Origin of the sequence: Streptomyces sp. NPDC021562 (assembly GCF_040640875.1) — a bacterium.
Lineage (GTDB): Bacteria > Actinomycetota > Actinomycetes > Streptomycetales > Streptomycetaceae > Streptomyces.
This window is the reverse complement of sequence record NZ_JBFACN010000003.1, coordinates 362,992-382,525: the sequence shown is the minus strand read 5'-3', so window position 1 is coordinate 382,525 and position 19,534 is coordinate 362,992. Positions and strand designations below refer to the sequence as shown.

General features: G+C 71.6%; 19 protein-coding genes. 13 read left to right on the top strand and 6 right to left on the bottom strand.

What is annotated here, in order from left to right:
* Window positions 1–86: 86 nt before the first annotated feature.
* From AB0G52_RS06410 to AB0G52_RS06395, 4 genes are all read right to left on the bottom strand, one after another.
* Window positions 87–1,376, bottom strand: a complete 1,290-nt coding sequence (locus tag AB0G52_RS06410; RefSeq protein WP_132886925.1) for a citrate synthase — start codon at window positions 1,374–1,376, stop codon at window positions 87–89.
* A gap of 178 nt (window positions 1,377–1,554) precedes the next feature.
* Window positions 1,555–3,843 (bottom strand): ATP-dependent RecD-like DNA helicase, encoded by a 2,289-nt coding sequence (locus AB0G52_RS06405; protein ID WP_361334237.1) that lies wholly within the window; start codon window positions 3,841–3,843, stop codon window positions 1,555–1,557.
* A gap of 47 nt (window positions 3,844–3,890) precedes the next feature.
* Window positions 3,891–4,076, bottom strand: coding sequence for a DUF397 domain-containing protein (locus tag AB0G52_RS06400; RefSeq protein WP_132886927.1), 186 nt, complete (start codon window positions 4,074–4,076; stop codon window positions 3,891–3,893).
* 7 nt (window positions 4,077–4,083) lie between these two features.
* On the bottom strand, window positions 4,084–4,923 hold the full coding sequence (locus tag AB0G52_RS06395) for a Scr1 family TA system antitoxin-like transcriptional regulator (RefSeq protein ID WP_132886928.1): 840 nt from the start codon (window positions 4,921–4,923) through the stop codon (window positions 4,084–4,086).
* A gap of 181 nt (window positions 4,924–5,104) precedes the next feature.
* Here AB0G52_RS06395 and AB0G52_RS06390 point away from each other — a divergent pair, with 181 nt between their 5' ends.
* The 10 genes from AB0G52_RS06390 to AB0G52_RS06345 all read left to right on the top strand — a co-directional run bounded on the left by AB0G52_RS06390 (window position 5,105) and on the right by AB0G52_RS06345 (window position 15,154).
* Window positions 5,105–5,509 (top strand): ATP-binding protein, encoded by a 405-nt coding sequence (locus AB0G52_RS06390; RefSeq protein WP_132886929.1) that lies wholly within the window; start codon window positions 5,105–5,107, stop codon window positions 5,507–5,509.
* Between the two features lie 132 nt (window positions 5,510–5,641).
* Window positions 5,642–6,403 carry a VOC family protein gene (locus AB0G52_RS06385; protein WP_361334233.1) on the top strand — a complete coding sequence of 254 codons (762 nt, stop codon included), beginning with the start codon at window positions 5,642–5,644 and terminating at the stop codon, window positions 6,401–6,403.
* An 86-nt stretch (window positions 6,404–6,489) separates the two neighbouring features.
* Window positions 6,490–7,275 (top strand): VOC family protein, encoded by a 786-nt coding sequence (locus AB0G52_RS06380; RefSeq protein WP_361334230.1) that lies wholly within the window; start codon window positions 6,490–6,492, stop codon window positions 7,273–7,275.
* Between the two features lie 114 nt (window positions 7,276–7,389).
* Complete coding sequence (locus tag AB0G52_RS06375; protein WP_361334227.1) at window positions 7,390–8,280, top strand: MBL fold metallo-hydrolase; 891 nt, start codon at window positions 7,390–7,392, stop codon at window positions 8,278–8,280.
* Between the two features lie 197 nt (window positions 8,281–8,477).
* Window positions 8,478–9,503, top strand: a complete 1,026-nt coding sequence (locus tag AB0G52_RS06370) for a LacI family DNA-binding transcriptional regulator (protein ID WP_132886933.1) — start codon at window positions 8,478–8,480, stop codon at window positions 9,501–9,503.
* Window positions 9,500–11,023 (top strand): sugar ABC transporter ATP-binding protein, encoded by a 1,524-nt coding sequence (locus tag AB0G52_RS06365; protein WP_132886934.1) that lies wholly within the window; start codon window positions 9,500–9,502, stop codon window positions 11,021–11,023. Before AB0G52_RS06370 ends, AB0G52_RS06365 begins: the two co-directional genes overlap by 4 nt.
* Window positions 11,013–12,950 carry a substrate-binding domain-containing protein gene (locus tag AB0G52_RS06360; protein WP_132886935.1) on the top strand — a complete coding sequence of 646 codons (1,938 nt, stop codon included), beginning with the start codon at window positions 11,013–11,015 and terminating at the stop codon, window positions 12,948–12,950. The genes AB0G52_RS06365 and AB0G52_RS06360 overlap by 11 nt, the downstream gene beginning before the upstream one ends.
* Before the next feature lie 100 nt (window positions 12,951–13,050).
* Window positions 13,051–13,959 (top strand): ribokinase, encoded by a 909-nt coding sequence (locus tag AB0G52_RS06355; protein ID WP_132886936.1) that lies wholly within the window; start codon window positions 13,051–13,053, stop codon window positions 13,957–13,959.
* Window positions 13,956–14,345, top strand: a complete 390-nt coding sequence (gene rbsD / locus AB0G52_RS06350; protein WP_132886937.1) for a D-ribose pyranase — start codon at window positions 13,956–13,958, stop codon at window positions 14,343–14,345. Before AB0G52_RS06355 ends, rbsD begins: the two co-directional genes overlap by 4 nt.
* Before the next feature lie 239 nt (window positions 14,346–14,584).
* Window positions 14,585–15,154, top strand: a complete 570-nt coding sequence (locus AB0G52_RS06345) for a putative immunity protein (RefSeq protein WP_361334222.1) — start codon at window positions 14,585–14,587, stop codon at window positions 15,152–15,154.
* Here the strand turns inward: AB0G52_RS06345 and AB0G52_RS06340 are convergent, their stop codons facing one another.
* Window positions 15,155–15,424 carry a Smr/MutS family protein gene (locus AB0G52_RS06340; protein ID WP_361334219.1) on the bottom strand — a complete coding sequence of 90 codons (270 nt, stop codon included), beginning with the start codon at window positions 15,422–15,424 and terminating at the stop codon, window positions 15,155–15,157. It abuts the gene before it with no gap.
* Between the two features lie 164 nt (window positions 15,425–15,588).
* Between AB0G52_RS06340 and AB0G52_RS06335 the strand changes: the two genes are divergently transcribed.
* Window positions 15,589–17,133, top strand: a complete 1,545-nt coding sequence (locus AB0G52_RS06335; protein ID WP_132886941.1) for a protein kinase — start codon at window positions 15,589–15,591, stop codon at window positions 17,131–17,133.
* Between the two features lie 45 nt (window positions 17,134–17,178).
* Here AB0G52_RS06335 and AB0G52_RS06330 read toward each other — a convergent pair whose 3' ends face one another.
* Window positions 17,179–17,499 (bottom strand): GYD domain-containing protein, encoded by a 321-nt coding sequence (locus AB0G52_RS06330; protein ID WP_132886942.1) that lies wholly within the window; start codon window positions 17,497–17,499, stop codon window positions 17,179–17,181.
* 231 nt (window positions 17,500–17,730) lie between these two features.
* Between AB0G52_RS06330 and AB0G52_RS06325 the strand changes: the two genes are divergently transcribed.
* Window positions 17,731–18,639, top strand: coding sequence for an ABC transporter substrate-binding protein (locus tag AB0G52_RS06325; protein WP_361334216.1), 909 nt, complete (start codon window positions 17,731–17,733; stop codon window positions 18,637–18,639).
* Window positions 18,636–19,478: an ABC transporter permease gene (locus AB0G52_RS06320; protein WP_132886944.1), complete on the top strand. Its 843-nt coding sequence runs from the start codon at window positions 18,636–18,638 to the stop codon at window positions 19,476–19,478. Before AB0G52_RS06325 ends, AB0G52_RS06320 begins: the two co-directional genes overlap by 4 nt.
* The last annotated feature ends 56 nt before the right edge of the window (window positions 19,479–19,534 follow it).

Here is a 19,534-nt window from a genome sequence, read left to right as displayed (position 1 = left end):
CCCGTGGGGGGACCGGTGCTCCAGGGCGCCTTCTGCTGCGCCGGGGCGGGGGCACCGTGCTGGACGGCGCCCCCTCGGCAAACGGGTCAGCGCTCCTCGACGGGGACGAAGTCGCGCTCGACGACGCCCGTGTAGATCTGGCGCGGGCGGCCGATGCGGGAACCCGGCTCCTTGATCATTTCCTGCCACTGGGCGATCCAGCCGGGCAGCCGGCCGAGGGCGAACAGGACCGTGAACATCTCGGTCGGGAAGCCCATGGCGCGGTAGATCAGGCCGGTGTAGAAGTCCACGTTCGGGTAGAGGCTGCGCGAGACGAAGTAGTCGTCGGAGAGCGCGTGCTCCTCCAGCTTCAGGGCGATGTCCAGCAGTTCGTCGGACTTGCCGAGAGCCGAGAGCACGTCGTGCGCGGCGGCCTTGATGATCTTGGCGCGCGGGTCGAAGTTCTTGTAGACCCGGTGGCCGAAGCCCATCAGGCGGACGCCGTCCTCCTTGTTCTTCACCTTGCGGATGAAGGAGTCGACGTCGCCGCCGCTCGCCTGGATGCCCTCCAGCATCTCCAGCACGGACTGGTTGGCGCCGCCGTGCAGGGGGCCCCAGAGCGCGGAGATGCCGGCGGAGATGGACGCGAACATGTTCGCCTGGGACGAGCCGACCAGCCGGACCGTCGACGTCGAGCAGTTCTGCTCGTGGTCGGCGTGCAGGATCAGCAGCTTGTCCAGGGCCGAGACGACGACCGGGTCCAGCTCGTAGTCCTGGGCGGGCACCGAGAACGTCATGCGCAGGAAGTTCTCCACGTAGGAGAGGTCGTTGCGCGGGTAGACGAACGGGTGGCCGACCGACTTCTTGTACGCGTACGCGGCGATGGTCGGAAGCTTGGCGAGCAGGCGGATGGTGGAGAGGTCGCGCTGCTTCTCGTCGAACGGGTTGTGGCTGTCCTGGTAGAAGGTGGACAGCGCCGAGACGACCGACGACAGCATGGCCATCGGGTGGGCGTCACGCGGGAAGCCCCGGTAGAAGTTCTTGACGTCCTCGTGCAGCAGGGTGTGCCGCGTGATCTCGGTCTTGAACGTGGTGAGCTCGTCCACGGTGGGCAGCTCGCCGTTGATCAGCAGGTACGCCACCTCGAGGAAGGTGGAGCGCTCCGCCAGCTGCTCGATCGGGTAGCCGCGGTACCGGAGGATGCCCGCCTCGCCGTCGAGGTAGGTGACGGCGGATTTGTAGGCAGCCGTGTTGCCGTAGCCGCTGTCCAGGGTCACGAGACCGGTCTGGGCCCGGAGCTTCCCGATGTCGAAGCCCTTGTCGCCGACGGTGCTGTCGACCACCGGGTAGGTGTACTCGCCGTCGCCGTACCGCAGTACTACTGAGTTGTCGCTCACGTCTTCCCTCACCGACGTAGTGCCTCATCTTCGAGGTGCCCTGACTGTCTCTACCATCCCCCATTTGGCTCAGGAGAGTGCACTCGGGGTCGACCATTGGGCCTATTGGCGGCACTCAGTGCCGCCAACCTGCTCATCCTGCCCCCTTGTCTCCCCATCTGGAAGTGCCTTGTGACCTTCACGACTCATTTGATCGATCATTTTTTGCGAGGCGGGCCGTCGAGAGCCTGAAGTCCAGTGCCGTACAGCGCCGGCCTGCCGACACCGTGCGCACCGCCTGGCCGATCGCCTTGCGCGAACCGACGAGGACGACCAGCTGCTTGGCGCGGGTGACCGCCGTGTAGAGCAGGTTCCGCTGGAGCATCATCCACGCCCCGGTGGTGACCGGGATCACCACCGCGGGATATTCACTTCCCTGTGAACGGTGGATGGTCACCGCGTAGGCATGGGCCAGTTCGTCCAGTTCGTCGAATTCGTACGGCACCTCCTCGTCCTCGTCGGTCAGCACCGTCAGGCGCTGGTCGACCGGATCGAGCGAGGTGACCACGCCCACGGTGCCGTTGAAGACGCCGTTTTCGCCCTTGTCGTAATTGTTGCGGATCTGGGTCACCTTGTCGCCGACCCGGAAGACCCGGCCGCCGAACCGCTTCTCGGCGAGGCCGGGGCGGGCCGGGGTGATGGCCTGCTGGAGCAGCCCGTTGAGCACCCCGGCCCCGGCGGGCCCGCGGTGCATCGGCGCGAGCACCTGCACGTCCCGCCGGGGATCGAGCCCGAACCGGGCCGGAACACGGCGGGCGGCGACGTCGACCGCGAGCCGGCCCGCCTCCTCCGTCTCGTCCTCCACGAAGAGGAAGAAGTCCTTCATGCCGTCGGTGACGGGCTGCTGCCCCGCGTTGATCCGGTGCGCGTTGGTGACCACGCCGGACTGCTGGGCCTGCCGGAAGACCCGGGTGAGGCGGACGGCCGGGACCGGGCTGTCGTCGGCGAGCAGGTCCCGGAGCACCTCTCCGGCCCCGACGCTGGGCAGCTGGTCCACGTCCCCGACGAAGAGGAGGTGCGCGCCGGGCGGTACGGCCTTCACGAGCTTGTTGGCGAGCAGGAGGTCCAGCATCGAGGCCTCGTCGACCACGACCAGGTCGGCGTCCAGGGGCCGGTCCCGGTCGTAGGCCGCGTCCCCGCCGGGCTTGAGCTCCAGCAGGCGGTGGACGGTCGACGCCTCGGCTCCGGTCAGCTCGGCGAGCCGCTTGGCGGCGCGGCCGGTGGGGGCCGCGAGCACCACCTTGGCCTTCTTCGCCCGCGCCAGCTCCACGATCGACCTGACGGTGAACGACTTGCCGCAGCCCGGCCCGCCGGTCAGCACGGCCACCTTCTCCGTCAGGGCCAGCCGGACGGCCGCCTCCTGCTCGGGGGCGAGGTCGACGCCGGTCCGGTCCCTCAGCCAGGCCAGCGCCTTGTCCCAGGCGACGTCGCGGAACGCGGGCATCCGGTCGTCACCCGTCCGCAGCAGCCGCACCAGCTGGGCGGCGAGGGCGACTTCGGCACGGTGGAAGGGGACCAGGTAGACGGCGGTGACGGGTTCGGCGTCCGGGCCGGGACCGGGGAGCCGCTCCCGTACGACGCCCGGGTCCTCCCCGTCCTCGGGCTGCGCCGCCAGCTCGGCGAGGCAGTCGATGACGAGACCGGTGTCGACCTGGAGCAGCTTGACCGCGTCCGCGATGAGCCGCTCCTCGGGGAGGTAGCAGTGGCCCTGGTCGGCGGACTGCGACAGCGCGTACTGAAGCCCCGCCTTCACCCGCTCCGGGCTGTCGTGCGGGATCCCCACCGACTGGGCGATCTTGTCGGCGGTGAGGAACCCGATGCCCCACACGTCGGCGGCGAGCCGGTACGGCTGGTTCTTCACGACGGAGATCGACGCGTCGCCGTACTTCTTGTAGATCCGCACCGCGATCGACGTGGACACCTCGACGGTCTGGAGGAAGAGCATGACCTCCTTGATCGCCTTCTGCTCCTCCCAGGCATCGGCGATCTTCTTCGTCCGCTTCGGCCCGAGCCCGGGGACCTCGATCAGCCGCTTGGGCTCCTCCTCGATGATCCGCAGGGTGTCGATCCCGAAGTGCTGCGTGATCCGGTCCGCGAACACCGGGCCGATCCCCTTGACCAGCCCCGACCCCAGGTACCGCCGGATCCCCTGCACCGTGGCCGGCAGCACCGTCGTGTAGTTCTCGACGGTGAACTGCTTGCCGTACTGCGGGTGCGAGCCCCAGCGCCCCTCCATCCGCAGCGACTCCCCCACCTGGGCACCGAGCAGCGCGCCGACGACCGTGAGCAGGTCGCCGGCGCCTCTGCCGGTGTCGACACGGGCGACGGTGTAGCCGTTGTCCTCGTTGGCGTAGGTGATGCGTTCGAGCACGCCTTCAAGGGTGGCGAGCCGCCGCTCACCTGTGGGGGTCCCCGCCTGGTCAGCCATGATCCGACGGTACCCGCAGGCTCTGACAGAGGGCCGGTGAACCGGGGTCAGCGCCCCGGGGTTCGCTTCAAGACGCCGAGGAAGGCGCTGAAGGCGGGGGCGGGGAAGGTGAGGGTGGCGCGGGCGGGGGCTTTGGAGTCGCGGACGGCTGTGCGGGTGGGGGTGGTGGCTATCTCGACGCAGTTGTTGCCGTCACCCTCACCGGAGTGGGACGACTTCCGCCAGTTGTCCATCGGGGCCTCACAGCTCTTTCAGCAGCCGGTTGATGAAGTCGCGCGACCGATCCGGTTCGAGCGATACGCCCTCCACCCTATGGAAGCGTGTCCGGTAGGTATTGAGCTGGGCCTCGGAATCAAGGAAGACCGAGCCATGGGGAGCGTCGCGTGAGACCGTGTCCAACTTCGGCACAGGTCCGCCCACGTACGTCATCGTGCTCGACGCCACGGCGAAGCCGTCCAGGTCGAAAGGGATGACCCGCAAGGTGATGTGATCCGCTTGGGACTGCTCCAAGAGCCGGAGGAGTTGAGCCCGCGCGGCGGCACGGTCGCTGACCCGCATGCGCAGCGCGGCCTCGTGGATCACGATCTCATGCGGGAAACCGACCTTGGACTGGCGTGCCATTCGGTGACTGACGCGCAACTCAAGTTCGTCGGGCGTCAGTTCCGGGAGCCGGGAGGAGAAGACCGCGCGAGCGTACTCCTCCGTCTGAAGTAGGCCCGGCACGTACAGGATCGCCACATCCCTCTGGAAGGCGGCGTGGTGGTCCAGCTCCGACAGATCCAGGAACGAATTAGGCAGAAGCCCCCGGTACTCCTCCCACCAACCCTGCGTTCGATCGGTGGCCATCGTGACCAAGGCGTCGATGAACTCCCGGTCCGTACAGGCGTAATGAGACGCCAGTCGGCGTACCCGCTCCTCGCTCACGCCTGTGAGCCCCAGCTCGATGTGACTGATCTGGACCCTGTTCGCCCCGAGTAGAGCCGCCGCCTGCGCACCGGTCATGCCGGCCGCCTCACGGAGCCTGCGCAACTCAAGGCCCAGGCGCACCTGACGCGCTGTCGGATCGGGTCGTTGGACCACGAGTTGCTCTCCTTCTTTCAGGGGCGGATCACGCGATCAGCTTGCCACGGGTAACAAGTTACCCATACCGTCAGTGACGCACCGAACACGCAGCGGAAGTGCACCGCCCCGTCCTGCCACGACGGGGGGCGGCAACGCCACCCTGCGGAAAGTCCCCCACCACCACCGGAGTTGATGACGCATGCCCGAAGGCTGGGAGTACACGCTCACCATCCCCAACGACCTCCGTGCCGTCACCGTCAGCCGTCACACGCTGAGACTGGTGCTCACGGCGCACGGGCTGACCCCCTGCCTCGACGTCGCCGAACTCCTCGCCACGGAACTGGTGTCCAACGCCGTACGGCACACCAAGGGCCCCGCCGCCCTCCGTATCCGCTGGTCGCCGCCCGGCACCCTCCGGATCGGGGCGTGGGACGCGGACCCCGGAGCACCCGAGCCGCCGGTGCCGTTGGAGCGGCTCGGGGAGGTGGAGGAGGGGCGAGGGCTCGCGCTGGTGCGGGCCTGTTCGGACCTGTGGGGCTGGCAGCCGCTGTCGAGGTTCGGCAACCGGGGGAAGTACGTGTGGTGCGAGGTGGCCGCGGCGTAGGCACAGGCGCCGACCGCCGGGCCCACCCGGTGAGAAACCCGGATGCGGGCGGCCCCGCGGCCGCCCTAGGCTGCGCCCCCGGATGAGGCGAGGGACCGTGTCGGCCGTCGGTGGATCGGAGATGCGCGGGGTATGACCAGTCAGCTGTACGCGATCTGCTTCAACGCCACCGAGCCGTCGGCCCTGGCGCGGTTCTGGTCCGGGGTCCTGGGCTGGGAACCGGCCGCGGGACCGGGCGACGGCGTCGCGATCCTTCCGCCCGACGGCTCCGGCTTCCGCATCCGTTTCCTGCCGAGCCAGGTGCCGAAGACCGGTCAGAACCGGGCGCACTTCGACCTGACGAGCGCCTCCCCGGAGGAGCAGCGGCGGACGGTGGCGAGGGCGCTGGAGCTCGGCGGGAGCCACATCGACGTGGGACAGCTCCCGGAGGAGGGGCATGTCGTGCTCGCCGATCCGGACGGCAACGAGTTCTGCGTCATCGAGGCGGGCAACAAGTTCCTCGCAGGCACCGGTTCCATCGGAGCGCTGGCCTGCGACGGCACGCAGGAGGTCGGCTACTTCTGGAGCGAGGCGCTGCGGTGGCCGCTGGTATGGGACCAGGACGAGGAGACCGCGATCCAGTCGCCCGCCGGCGGTACGAAGATCACGTGGGGCGGACCGCCCGTGGCCCGGAAGACGGGTCCGAACAGGCTGTACGTCGAGCTGGAGATTCCCGTCGGCGCCGACCGGGAGGCGGAGATCGGCCGCCTGGTCTCGCTGGGCGCGACGCGCACGGACGGCGGCGCGGGCGACGGCGGCGCGGGCGACGGCGGCCTCGACGGCGTCCTGATGCTCGACCCCGACGGCAACGAGTTCCGCGTGCGGGGAGCCGGTGCACAGGTGAGGCGAGCGTAGGACCGCGGTCGTTCCGGTGGCGGGAAACCGTCGCTACGGTGATGGTGGGCGGCGGGGAACTTCTTCGCGCGCAGGGAGAGCTTCAGATGCCCGAGATCACCACTCCGTACCCGACCGGCACCCCGTGCTGGGTCGATCTGATGGCGCAGGACCAGCAGGCGGCGCTGGACTTCTACCGGGACCTCTTCGGCTGGCAGGGCGAGGTCGGCGGGGCCGACTTCGGCGGGTACGCGGTCTGCACGCTGCACGGCAGGCCGGTGGCCGGCATCGGCGCGGCCATGGCGCCGGAGGGGCAGCCGGAGCCGCCGACCGTGTGGACCACCTATCTGGCCAGCACCGACGCCCAGGCGACCCAGGACGCCGTCGTCGCGGCGGGCGGCACGCTGATCGCCCCGGTGATGGACGTCGGCGGCATCGGCCGGATGCTGATCGCCGCCGACCCGCAGGGCGCGGTGTTCGGGGTGTGGCAGCCGGGCGAGTTCCACGGCGCCGGGGTGGTCAACGAGCCGGGCGCGCTGATCTGGAACGAGCTGAACACCAGTGACGTGCCCGGCGCCACCGGCTTCTACGGCGAGTGCTTCGGCATCGAGATCCAGCCGATGGAGGGTGCCGAGGGGAACTACTGGGCGCTGAACGTCGGCGGCCGGGGCGTCGGCGGCGCCGCCCGGCTCGGTGACGACCGGCCCGGCACCCCGCCGCACTGGCTCACGTACTTCGCGGTGGACGACGTCGACTCCACCGTGGACGCCCTGGTCAAGCGGAACGGCACGGTCCTCGCACCGCCCTTCGACATGATGGCCGGCCGGATGGCCGTGGTCGCCGACCCGCAGGGCGCGGTCTTCGCGGTCCTCAAGCCGAAGCCGATGGCCTGACACGCAGAGCAGCCCCGCGCCGAAAGCAACAGGCCTGGCCCCCCTTCCGCTTTCGCTTCCGCCGGGGATACCCCTGAGACGACCGGCGGTACGGATGCGGAAGGGGACCGGGTCATGGCGGGAAGCGAACAGGCCGCACACGGCTGGCAGGTGGACGCGCGCTGCACCAACTGCGACGTCGCGCGGCAGCTGGCCCCCGGGCTGATCGCCGAGGTGGGCGGCCGTTCGGCGGTGGTGCGCCAGCCGCGCGACGCCGCGGAGGCCGGGCTGCTGCACGCGGCCGCGCACGCCTGCCCCACCCGGTCCGTGCGTCCTCCGGGCGGCCGGCTGGACGCGGCACGGGACCCGTTCCCGCTGGCCCTGGACGACACGGTGGCGCTGTGCGGGCACAACTCCCCGCACACCGCCGGCGCCAACTCCTACCTCCTGCGCCGCCCCGGCGGCACGTCGATGATGGTGGACACGCCCCGCTGGAGCCCGGCCCTCGCCGCCCGCTACGAGGCGTCCGGCCCGGTCACCGACGTCCTGCTCACCCACCGCGACCACGCCGCGCACGGCCGCCGGTACGCCGACCGGTTCGGCGCCCGGCTCTGGATCCACGAGGGCGACCTCGACGCCGCCCCGGACGCCGACCGGGTGCTGCGCGGCACCGCACCGACCGGGATCGCGGACGGCGTCCTCGCCCTCCCCCTCCCCGGCCACACGCGCGGCAGCGTGCTCTACCTCGCCGACGACCGGTACTGCTTCAGCGGCGACAGCTTCTACTGGTCCCGTACGACGGCGGACATCGAGGTCGCCGAGAGCGTCACCTGGTACTCGATCCGCGAACTGGCCGCCTCCCTGACCCGGACCGCGGACCGGCTGCGCTTCGAGTGGCTGCTCCCGGGTCACGGCGACCGCCGCCGCCTGCCCGCCGACGACATGACCGCCCGCCTCCGACGCCTGGCGGCCCGCACCCACACCCTGCACCCCCGCCCGGTGGACTTCACCGCGGTGCGCTGGTGAGAGTCACCGCGGGGGACTGACCCCCGAGGGCGCCGGCGCCCCGGCGCGCCCCGACGGCCCGATCAGTCACGATTCGGTTTCGGCCACCTTCGCCCTCTTGCCCCACCCCCGTGTAATCGATTCCAATCCTCCGTACACGCACCCGTGTAATCGATTCCACGCACGGGGCCCGAGTTCCACGAGGAGGTGGAGCGGCGATGGCGAGCATCAAGGACGTCGCTGCCGCGGCCGGTGTTTCCGTCGCCACGGTGTCGCGCGTCCTGAACGACCATCCGTCGGTCAGCGACGACGCCCGTACCCGGGTGCTGGCCGCCGTCGCGGCGCTGGGCTACCGCCCGAACGCCGTCGCCCGTTCCCTGCGCACCGACCAGACCCGCACCCTCGGCCTGGTCATCAGTGACGTGCTCAACCCGTACTTCACCGAGCTGGCCCGCTCCGTGGAGGAGGCGGCCCGCGCCCTCGGCTACAGCGTCATCATCGGCAACGCCGACGAACGGCCCGAGCTCCAGGACCACCACGTACGGACCCTGCTCGACCGCCGGATCGACGGGCTGCTCGTCTCCCCCACCGACGGCGGCTCGCCGCTGATGCTGGAGGCGGCGCGCGGCGGCACGCCGATGGTGTTCGTCGACCGGTGGATCCCGGGCGTCGACGTGCCGGTGGTCCGCTCGGACGGCCGGGCCGCCGTCCGGGACCTGGTGGCCCACCTGCACGGGCTGGGGCACCGGCGGCTCGCGATCATCGCCGGGCCGGCGGCCACCACCACCGGCAGTGAGCGGGTGCGGGCCTTCCGGGAGGCGCTCGCCGAGTACGGCGTCCCGCTCCCCGAGGCCTACATAGGCCAGGGCGACTTCCAGGCCGAGAGCGGCCGGCGGGTCACCGAGGGCTTCCTCGACCTGCCCGAACCGCCCGAGGTGATCTTCGCCGCCGACAACCTGATGGCGCTCGGCGCGCTGGACGCCGTCCGGGCGCGCGGCCTGCGGGTGCCGGACGACGTGGCGCTGGCCGCGTTCGACGACATCCCGTGGTTCGTGCACACCGACCCGCCCGTCACGGCGATCGCCCAGCCGACCGGCGAACTGGGGCGCGCCGCCGTACGGGCGCTGGTCGACCGTATCGAGGGCCGGCCTCCGCAGTCCGTGACCCTCCCCGCCCGGCTCGTCGTCCGCCGTTCGTGCGGCGCGAGCCCGGTCCAGAACGTTCAGAACAGGAGCCAGTCGTGAGCAACCAGGACGAGTTGCTGCGCATCGAGGGCATAAGGAAGTCCTTCCCGGGCGTGATCGCGCTCGACGGGGTCGACTTCGATCTGCGCCGCGGCGAGGTGCACGTACTCCTCGGTGAGAACGGCGCGGGCAAGAGCACCCTCATCAAGATGCTCTCCGGCGCCTACACGCCCGACGCCGGGCGGATCCTGGCCGACGGCGAGGAGGTGCGCATCCACGGCGCGCAGGACTCCGAGCGCCTCGGGATCGCGACGATCTACCAGGAGTTCAACCTCGTACCGGACCTCACGGTCGCCGAGAACATCTTCCTGGGCCGGCAGCCGCGCCGGTTCGGGGTGATCGACCGCAAGCGGATGGAGGCCGACGCCGAGGTCCTGCTGCGCCGGGTCGGGGTCGACGTGTCACCGCGGGCGCGGGTCCGGGAGCTCGGGATCGCCCGGCTCCAGATGGTGGAGATCGCCAAGGCGCTCAGCCTGGACGCGCGGGTGCTCATCATGGACGAGCCGACCGCGGTGCTCACCACCGAGGAGGTGGAGAAGCTCTTCACGATCGTGCGCCGGCTGCGCGCGGACGGCGTCGGGATCGTCTTCATCACGCACCACCTGGAGGAGATCGCCGCCCTGGGCGACCGGGTGACGGTGATCCGGGACGGGAAGAGCGTGGGCCAGGTGCCCGCCACCACCCCCGAGGACGAGCTGGTCCGGCTGATGGTCGGGCGCTCCATCGAGCAGCAGTACCCGCGCGAGCGGGCCGAGACCGGTGCCGCGCTGCTCACCGTCGAGGGCCTGACCAGGGACGGCGTCTTCCACGACGTGAGCTTCGAGGTGCACGCCGGCGAGGTCGTCGGGGTCGCGGGCCTGGTGGGCGCGGGCCGTACGGAGGTCGTACGGGCCGTGTTCGGCGCCGACCCCTATGACGAGGGGACCGTGAAGGTCTCCGGTACGGCGCTGCGGCGGCACGACGTGAACGCGGCCATGTCCGCCGGGATCGGGCTCGTCCCCGAGGACCGCAAGGGGCAGGGGCTGGTCCTGGACGCCTCCGTCGAGGAGAACCTCGGCCTGGTGACCTTGCGCAGGGCGACCCGGGCCGGGATCGTCGATCTCAGGGCGCAGCACGCCGCCGCCGAGCGGATCGCCGGGCAGCTGGGCGTCCGGATGGCGGGCCTCGGCCAGCACGTGCGCACGTTGTCCGGCGGCAACCAGCAGAAGGTCGTCATCGGCAAGTGGCTGCTCGCCGACACCAAGGTGCTGATCCTCGACGAGCCGACCCGCGGCATCGACGTCGGCGCCAAGGTCGAGATCTACCAACTGATCAATGAGCTGACGGCCGCCGGGGCCGCCGTACTGATGATCTCCAGCGATCTGCCCGAGGTGCTCGGTATGAGCGACCGGGTGCTGGTGATGGCCCAGGGCCGGCTCGCGGGCGAACTGACCGCGGACGAGGCCACCCAGGACGCCGTGATGGCGCTCGCCGTCAGCAACCCCACCACGACCGACAAGGAGGCCGCTCGTGGCCACTGACACGCTCAAGGGCAGCACTACGGGCGCCGGTGGCGTACGCCGGCTGCTCCTCGACAACGGCGCGCTCACCGCGCTGATCGTCCTCGTCATCGCCATGTCGGCGCTGTCCGGGGACTTCCTGACCACCGACAACCTGCTGAACGTCGGCGTCCAGGCGGCCGTGACGGCCGTCCTCGCCTTCGGCGTGACCTTCGTGATCGTCTCGGCGGGCATCGACCTGTCGGTGGGCTCGGTCGCGGCCCTGTCGGCGACCGTGCTGGCCTGGAGCGCCACCCAGAACGGGGTGCCGGTCGTCATCGCGGTGGTCCTCGCGGTCCTGACCGGTGTCGCGGCCGGACTCGTCAACGGGTTCCTCGTCGCGTACGGCAGGCTGCCGTCGTTCATCGCGACGCTCGCGATGCTGTCGGTGGCGCGCGGTCTGGCGCTGGTGATCTCCGGGGGCTCCCCGATCGCCTTCCCCGACTCGGTCTCGCACCTCGGTGACACGCTCGGCGGCTGGCTGCCGGTGCCGGTCCTCGTCATGATCGCCATGGGGCTGATCGCGGCCTTCGTGCTCGGCCGGACCTACATCGGCCGTTCCATGTACGCGATCGGCGGCAACGAGGAGGCCGCCCGGCTGTCCGGGCTGCGGGTGTCGCGGCAGAAGCTCGCCATCTACGCGCTGTCCGGGCTGTTCGCGGCCGTCGCGGGCATCGTGCTGGCCGCCCGGCTGTCCTCCGCGCAGCCGCAGGCCGCCAACGGCTACGAACTCGACGCGATCGCCGCGGTCGTCATCGGCGGCGCCTCGCTGGCCGGCGGCACGGGCAAGGCGTCCGGGACGCTGATCGGCGCGCTGATCCTGGCCGTGCTGCGCAACGGCCTCAACCTGCTCAACGTGTCGGCGTTCTGGCAGCAGGTCGTCATCGGCGTGGTGATCGCGCTCGCGGTGCTCCTCGACACCATGCGCCGCAAGGCCGGGGCCACCCCGGCGGCGCCCCGGATCGGCGGAAGCAAGGGGAAGCAGGCCGGGACGTACGCGCTGGCGGTGGTCATCACCGTGGCGCTGGCGGCCGCCACCTCCCTCCTGCACACCGGCTCCGGGTCCGGCACGCCGCGGGTCGGGCTGTCGCTGTCCACTCTGAACAACCCGTTCTTCGTGCAGATCCGGTCCGGCGCCGAGGCCGAGGCGAAGAAGCTGGGCGTGGACCTGACCGTCACGGACGCCCAGAACGACGCCTCGCAGCAGGCCAACCAGCTGCAGAACTTCACCAGTTCCGGACTGGGCGCGATCATCGTCAACCCGGTGGACTCGGACGCGGCGAGCAACTCCGTGAAGGCCGCCGACAAGGCGGACATCCCCGTCATCGCCGTCGACCGGGGCGTCAACAACGCCAAGACCGACACGCTGATCGCCTCCGACAACGTCAGGGGCGGCGAGCTGGCCGCGAAGACGATCGCCGAGAAGCTCGGCGGGCAGGGCAAGATCGTGATCCTGCAGGGCCAGCCCGGCACCTCCGCGGCCCGGGAGCGCGCGCAGGGCTTCGCCAACGGGCTCAAGGCCTACCCCGGTATCCAGGTGGTGGCCCAGCAGCCGGCCGACTTCGACCGCACCAAGGGCCTCGACGTGATGTCGAACCTGCTCCAGGCCCACCCGGACGTCCAGGGTGTCGTCGCCGCCAACGACGAGATGGCGCTGGGCGCGATCAAGGCGCTCGGGTCCAAGGCCGGTACGTCGGTCTCGGTGGTCGGTTTCGACGGCACCCCGGACGGCCTGGCCGCGGTCAAGGACGGCACGCTGTACGCCTCGGTCGCGCAGCAGCCCTCCCAGCTCGGGAAGATCGCCGTGGACAACGCCCTCAAGGCCGTCAAGGACAAGAAGGTCGACCCGATGATCAAGGTGCCGGTGAAGGTGATCACCAAGGCCAACGTGGCCGGTTTCACGGGCTGAGGCACAGCCGAACCGCTGAGGCACCGCTGAGGCGGCCGGGCCGTTCACTTCGGTGTGCGGCCCGGCCGCCTCGTCGCTCATTCGCTTAGGGAGTCATGTGATGTACGCGTACGACCTCCTGGTCGTGGGGTCGGCCAACGCCGATCTGGTCGTCGAGGTCGAGCGGCGTCCGGCCGCCGGGGAGACGGTGCTGGGCGGCGACCTCGCCACGCACCCCGGCGGGAAGGGCGCCAACCAGGCGGTCGCCGCCGCCCGGCTCGGGGCCCGTACCGCCCTGCTGGCCCGGGTCGGCGACGACGCGCACGGCGGGCTGCTGCTCGACTCGCAGCGGTCGGCCGGGGTGGACACGTCGGGCGTGCTGGTCGGCGGGGCCCCCACGGGCGTCGCCCTGATCACCGTGGACCCCTCCGGTGACAACAGCATCGTGGTGTCCCCCGGCGCGAACGGGCGTCTCGTACCGGCGGACGTACGGGCCGCGGCCGGCCTCCTGGGCGCCTCCCGGGTGGTCTCCGCACAGCTGGAGATCCCGCTGGAGACGGTGGTGGAGGTGGTGCGGAACCTGGCGCCGGGCAGCCGCTTCGTGCTCAACCCGTCACCACCCGCGCCGCTGCCCCCGGAGGTGCTCGCGGCCTGCGACCCGCTGATCGTCAACGAGCACGAGGCGAAGGTGATCCTCGGTGCGGCGGACGGGGGCGTGGGCGGGGATCCGGCCGACTGGGCCCGGCTGCTGCTCGCGAAGGGACCGCGGTCGGTGGTGGTGACGCTGGGCGCGGACGGCGCGCTGGTGGCCGACGGCCGGGGAGTGACGGCGGTGCCCTCCGTGCGGGTGGCCGCGGTGGACACCACGGGCGCCGGGGACGCGTTCACGGCGGCCCTCGCGGTACGGCTCGGCGGTGGCGCCCCGCTGGCGGAGGCGGCGGCGTACGCGGCCCGGGTGGGGGCGGCGGCGGTGACGAAGCGGGGCGCGCAGGAGTCGTACCCGACGGCCGAGGAGGTCGAGGCGCTGTGAGGAAGGCCGGGATCCTCAACCGTCATCTGTCCGGTGCGCTGGCGGAGTTGGGGCACGGGCACGGGGTGCTGGTCTGCGACGCCGGGATGCCGATCCCGCGCGGGCCGCGCGTCGTCGACCTCGCGTTCCGGGCCGGGGTGCCGTCCTTCGCCGAGGTGCTGGAGGGGCTGCTGGACGAGCTGGTCGTGGAGGGCGCGACGGCGGCGACCGAGATCCGCGCGGCGAACCCGGCCGCCGCAGCCCTCCTGGACGACCGCTTCCCCGACCTGGCCCTGGTCCCGCACGAACGGCTGAAGGCCCTGTCGGCGGACGCGCACCTGGTCGTCCGCACGGGCGAGGCCCGGCCGTACGCGAACGTGCTGCTGCGGTGCGGGGTGTTCTTCTAGAGGGGGCGTTCAGAGGGGGCGTTCCACGCGGGGATCTTCAGTAGCCGACGGCTTCCCGGAGCAGCAGGACGGTGCCGCGTCCCGGCCGCGGGTCCGCGTTGAGGACGAGCAGACGGTTGACGGCGCTGGGCACCCCGTGGACCGCCTGGGCACGGACGTTCTCCAGCGGGGCACCCCGAGATGCTCCGCCCGTGGCGGATGTGCTGACACGGCCGGGCCGCCCTGGGGAAGATGAGGCGATGACGGCGGACGTGCCCGAGATCGCTCTGAGCAAGCAGGACCTTCGCGAGGTCACCGCGTTCGCCGCGGCGTGCGCGGAGGCCGTGCTCGACATGTTCGAGGCCGACCGGCCGGACGACCCGCGGCCCCGGGACGCCGTCCGTGCCGCGTGGGAGTTCGCCAGAGGCGGCGAACGCGGGAGGTCGCTGCGCGACACGGCGTGGGCGGCCCTCAAGGCGGCCAAGGACACGGACAGCGCGGCGGCGCGCGAGGCGGCGTGGGCGGCGATGTCCGCGGCGGGCGCCGCCTACCTGCATCCCCTGGCCAAGGCCACCCAGGTCAAGCACGTTCTCGGAGCCGCCGCCCATGCGGCCAGAGCGGCCGAACTCGCCGCCGGCGACGATCGCGGCGCGGGCGCCGGGCACCTCGAACAGGCAGTGCGTCGCGCGACGCCCCTCGTGGTCGACGTGCTCAGACGCTTCCCGGCGGCGCCGAGCGGCGGCGGACGGGTGGGTGAGCTGGTCCGCGTGCTGGACGCCGACCTTCGTTCGCTCACCTTCACCGCCGACTCCCGGCGTTCGGACGGCTGATCACACGGCGGGATCCGACCCGGGCGCGACCATGCGGACGATGACCCGGCCGCTGTTGCCCGTGGGGGTTTCCACGGCGTGGTACAGCTTCTTGATGTGCTTCTGCGCGAGGAACGCCAGCACCCGCTGCCTCAGCTGCCCCGATCCTTTGCCCGGAATGAACTCGACGACGTCCTCGCCCGTGTGCGCCGCCCTGAAGAGGGTCTGTCGCAACGTCAGTTCAATGTCACGATTGTTCTTGAAGATCGGATGCAGGTCCACGGTGATCACCCTTGCCAACCTACCGTGGCCCCTGCCCCGGCGTGCGGTTTCCGGGGCCGGGGTGTGCGCCGTCCGGCATACTCCCGGCAGCGGACCGCAGGTTCAGCCGCTACGCAGATCATGGCCCAGCGCACGGTTCGAGCGCTGCCGCACACTTCCGGAGAACAGTCGTCATGAACAACCTCCAGCCTTCGGACCCGACGTCCATAGGCGGCTATCCGTTACTCGGCCGGCTCGGCGCGGGCGGCATGGGACAGGTGTTCTTGTCCCGTACGGTTTCGGGGCGGCTGCTCGCGCTGAAGACGATCCGCGACGACCTCAGCTCCGAACCGGGATTCGAGGAGCGGTTCGCCCGCGAGATACGCAACAGCGACCGCGTCCGCTCCCCGTGGACCGTGACCGTCGTGGACTACAGTGCCCCGGGCCAACGCCCGCAGTGGCTGGCCACCGAGTACGTGCCCGCGCCCTCGCTCGGCGACTGGGTCGCGGCCCACGGACCGCTGCCGCGACCCGCGTTGCTCTCGCTCGGCGCCGAACTGTGCGGCGCCGTACAGGCCGTGCACCAGGCCGGCCTCGCCCACCGGGACATCAAGCCCGGGAACATCCTGCTGGCCCGCGACCGCCCCCGGTTGATCGACTTCGGTGTCGCACGGGCCACCGACGACAGCAGGCACACCCGGGTCGGTGTCTCCGTGGGCTCGCCCGGGTTCCTGGCCCCGGACCAGGCCGTCGGCGGGGTCGCCGCCGCACCCGCGGACGTCTTCTCGCTGGCCGCCCTGCTGGTGTACGCCGCGACGGGGCGCAGCCCCTTCTCGCGCGCGGGGGAGGAGATCTCCGCGGCCGCGCTGCTATACCGCGTGGTCCACGGGGAACCCGACCTCACGGGTGTCGACCCCGCACTGGTGCCGCTGCTCACCGCCTGTCTGGCGAAGGACCCCGCCGAGCGCCCGACCGCCGACCGGCTGGGCGAACGACTGGCGGAGCTCGGCGGCCGGATCGGACGTTGGCCCCAGGAAGGTCCTGCGGCGCTCACCGCGAGTGTGACCGAGGCCGAGTACGCCGCACGCACCGTGGTCGACCTCGCCCATCACTCCGACACGCTCCCCGCCGGTCAGCAATCGCCTCCGAGCGGAGCAGCCGGACACACGTCCGTCCTCGCCGCCCCGGCCGGGCCCGGCAGACGCCGGCCGCCCGCCTGGCTGCCGGCCGCGGCCGTCGCCGCGGTCGCGGTCGTGGTGGCCGTGGTGGCCTTCGTCCACTTCGGTACGCAGCGCTCCGCGGCCGAGTCGTCCCCGTCGAAGCAGGGGCGACCGTCCCACTCCGCCGCCTCCAAGGCATCCGGCGGCACGGCGTCCGCCGCGGCCCCGGAGTCACCGGCGGCCGACGCGGCACTCAAGACCGTGCAGGCCACGTTCGACCTGGCCACCGGTGCGTCGGTGGGGACCGCGGCCAGGACTCTGGTCATGCAGGAGGACGGCAACCTGGTGATCTACGACCAGGACGGCAAGGCGCGCTGGGCCGCGATGACCAGCGGCGAGGGCAACTCCGCCCGCTTCCAGCCCGACGGCAACCTGGTGGTCTACAACAGCGGGGGGCAGGCCCTCTGGGCGTCACGGACCGATGGCCACCAAGGAGCGGTCCTCGTGTTCCAGGCCGACGGGAACGTTCTGATCAAGTCCGGCGACACCGTGTTGTGGGCGGCGGGAACGGAGCACTGACCCGCGTCCGTGCCTGTGCCGGTGTTCGGCCCGGCGCCTGTCCGCCTACGCGCCCGGCGGGCGGAAGTCGACCTGTCTGCGCGCGGCCTCGTCGATCTCGTCGAGGGTGAGGAGGGGGGTGGCCCGGGTGTGGAGGGCGCCGCTGGCCTTGACGGTGAGGGCGGCGGCGGCCATGGAGACCGGGTCGGGGAAGTCGAGGATGCACACGAGGTCGTCCTCCCCGAAGGAGAAGTACATCGTCTCGACCGTGCCGCCGAGGCCCGCGACCACCCGCTCCACGGCGGCGCGGCGGCCCGCTCCGCCTTCCTTGAGCAAACCCTTCGCGCCCTCGGACGTGTAGGCGGCCTGGATGAGGAACTTCGGCATAGCGGGTGCTCCCTGCCCGTGACGTGTCGGCTCCGGGTGTCCTTCCCGCCGGCGCGTCGGCCGTCTGTCGCCGGACGGCCGGATTCACCCGTAAGCCCCGAAAGCCGGTCCGGACCTGTAGAGATCATGACAGATCCGGGTAGTGATGCCGACATGCCTTTACGTCGGTTACACCGGTCACGTCGATCACATTCGGGAACGAAACGCCTCGCCGCGCTGGCCGCCGCAGCGGTGCTGATCCTGGTGGGCTGCGACAGCGGCGGCGCCTCGCACTCCGACGACGGGCGGCAGCAGCTGACCGTGGCGGCCCTGCCGCTCACCGACTCCGCCGCCCTCTACCTGGCCCGGGACCGCGGCCTGTTCGCCAAGGAAGGCCTGGACGTGCGCATCCAGCCCGTGCAGCAGAGCATCCAGGCGCTGCCCGCGCTGCTCAAGGGCCAGGTGGACGTCATCGCGAGCGCCAACTACGTCACCTACCTCCAGGCGTACGAGAAGGGCACCCTGGACCTGCGCATCCTCGCCGAGGGCGTACGGATCGCACCGCACATGATGGACGTCCTCGTGCCCAGGGACTCCGCCCTGAAGTCGCCCGCCGACCTCGCCGGCAAGAAGGTCGGCGTCGCCGTCCTCAACAACATCCAGTCCCTGACCCTGAACGCGATCCTCGACGCCCGGCACGCCGGGCGCCCCGTCTACCGGCAGATCCTGTTCCCCCAGATGGGGGCCGCCCTGCAACGGGACCAGGTGGACGCCGTACACGCGGTCGAGCCCTTCGACACCGCCGTCCAGGGCGAGTTGGGCGCGCGGGTGCTGCTCGACGGCGGTTCGGGACCGGCGAAGGGCCTGCCCGCCAGCGGGTACGTCACGACCGCCGGCTTCGTGAAGAAGAACCCCAAGGCGGCCGCCGGGTTCCGGCGCGCCGTCGAGGCGGCATCCCGACTGGCCGCCCGCAACCCCTCCGTGGTGCGCGCCGAACTGCCCAGGTACACCAAGGTGACCGCGGACCAGGCCAGGTCGATCCACCTGCCCACCTATCCGGCGACCGCCGACCCGGCCGTCCTGCGGCGGCTCGTCCGGCTCATGCGCGGCCAGGGACTGCTGACGAAGGACATCGACCCGGCTCCCCTGCTGGTGACATGACTGGGCGTCAGGAACCGCTGCTGGGCCTGCTCGGCGCGGCGGCGGCCTTCGGGATCTGCGAGACGGTGTCCCGGGCCGGGCTCGTCCGGCGCAGCTATCTGCCGCCCGCGTCCGACGTCCTGGTCCGTGCCGTCCGGTTGGCGGGCGACCGGGACTTCCTCGACGGGATCGGGGTCACGCTGCGGGCCTGGGCGCTCGGCCTCGGACTCGCCTGCGCGCTCGCCGTACCGCTGGGGCTGCTGCTGGGCACGGTGCCGGTGGTGGAGGCCGCCACCCGCGCCGTGCTCGAGTTCCTGCGGCCCCTGCCGTCCGTCGCGCTGATCCCGCTGGTGTCGCTGCTGCTCGGGTCGGGCACCCGGACGGAGGTGACGCTGATCGCGTACGCCTCGCTGTGGCCGGTGCTGTTCAACACCGTCTACGGCCTCGGCGAGACCGATCCGCTGGCCAGGGACACCCTGCGCGCCTTCGGGTTCGGACGGCTCGCGGTGCTGGTGCGGGTGGAGCTGCCCGGCACCGCCCCGTTCATCGCGGCCGGCGTGCGGATCTCGGCCGCGGTCGCCCTGATCGTCGCCGTCGCGACGGAGCTCCTCTCCGGCTTCGGGCAGGGCCTCGGCATCTTCATCGCCCAGGCCCAGAACGCCACCGACGGCACCCGGGACGTGCTGGCCGGGGTGGTGTGGGCGGGTGCCCTAGGGCTGGCGATCAACGGCGCACTGGTCGCCGCCGAGCGCCGGTTGTTCGCCTGGGCACAGGATCCCCGGCCGGAGGGGGCACGGAGGGCAGGGCGGACGGCGTCGTCGCCGCGGCCGCGGCCACAGCCGGGGAGGGGCCGCCCATGACCCAGCCGGAGCCGACACCGAGGGTGGCCCCGGAGCCGCAGCCGGAACCGACACCG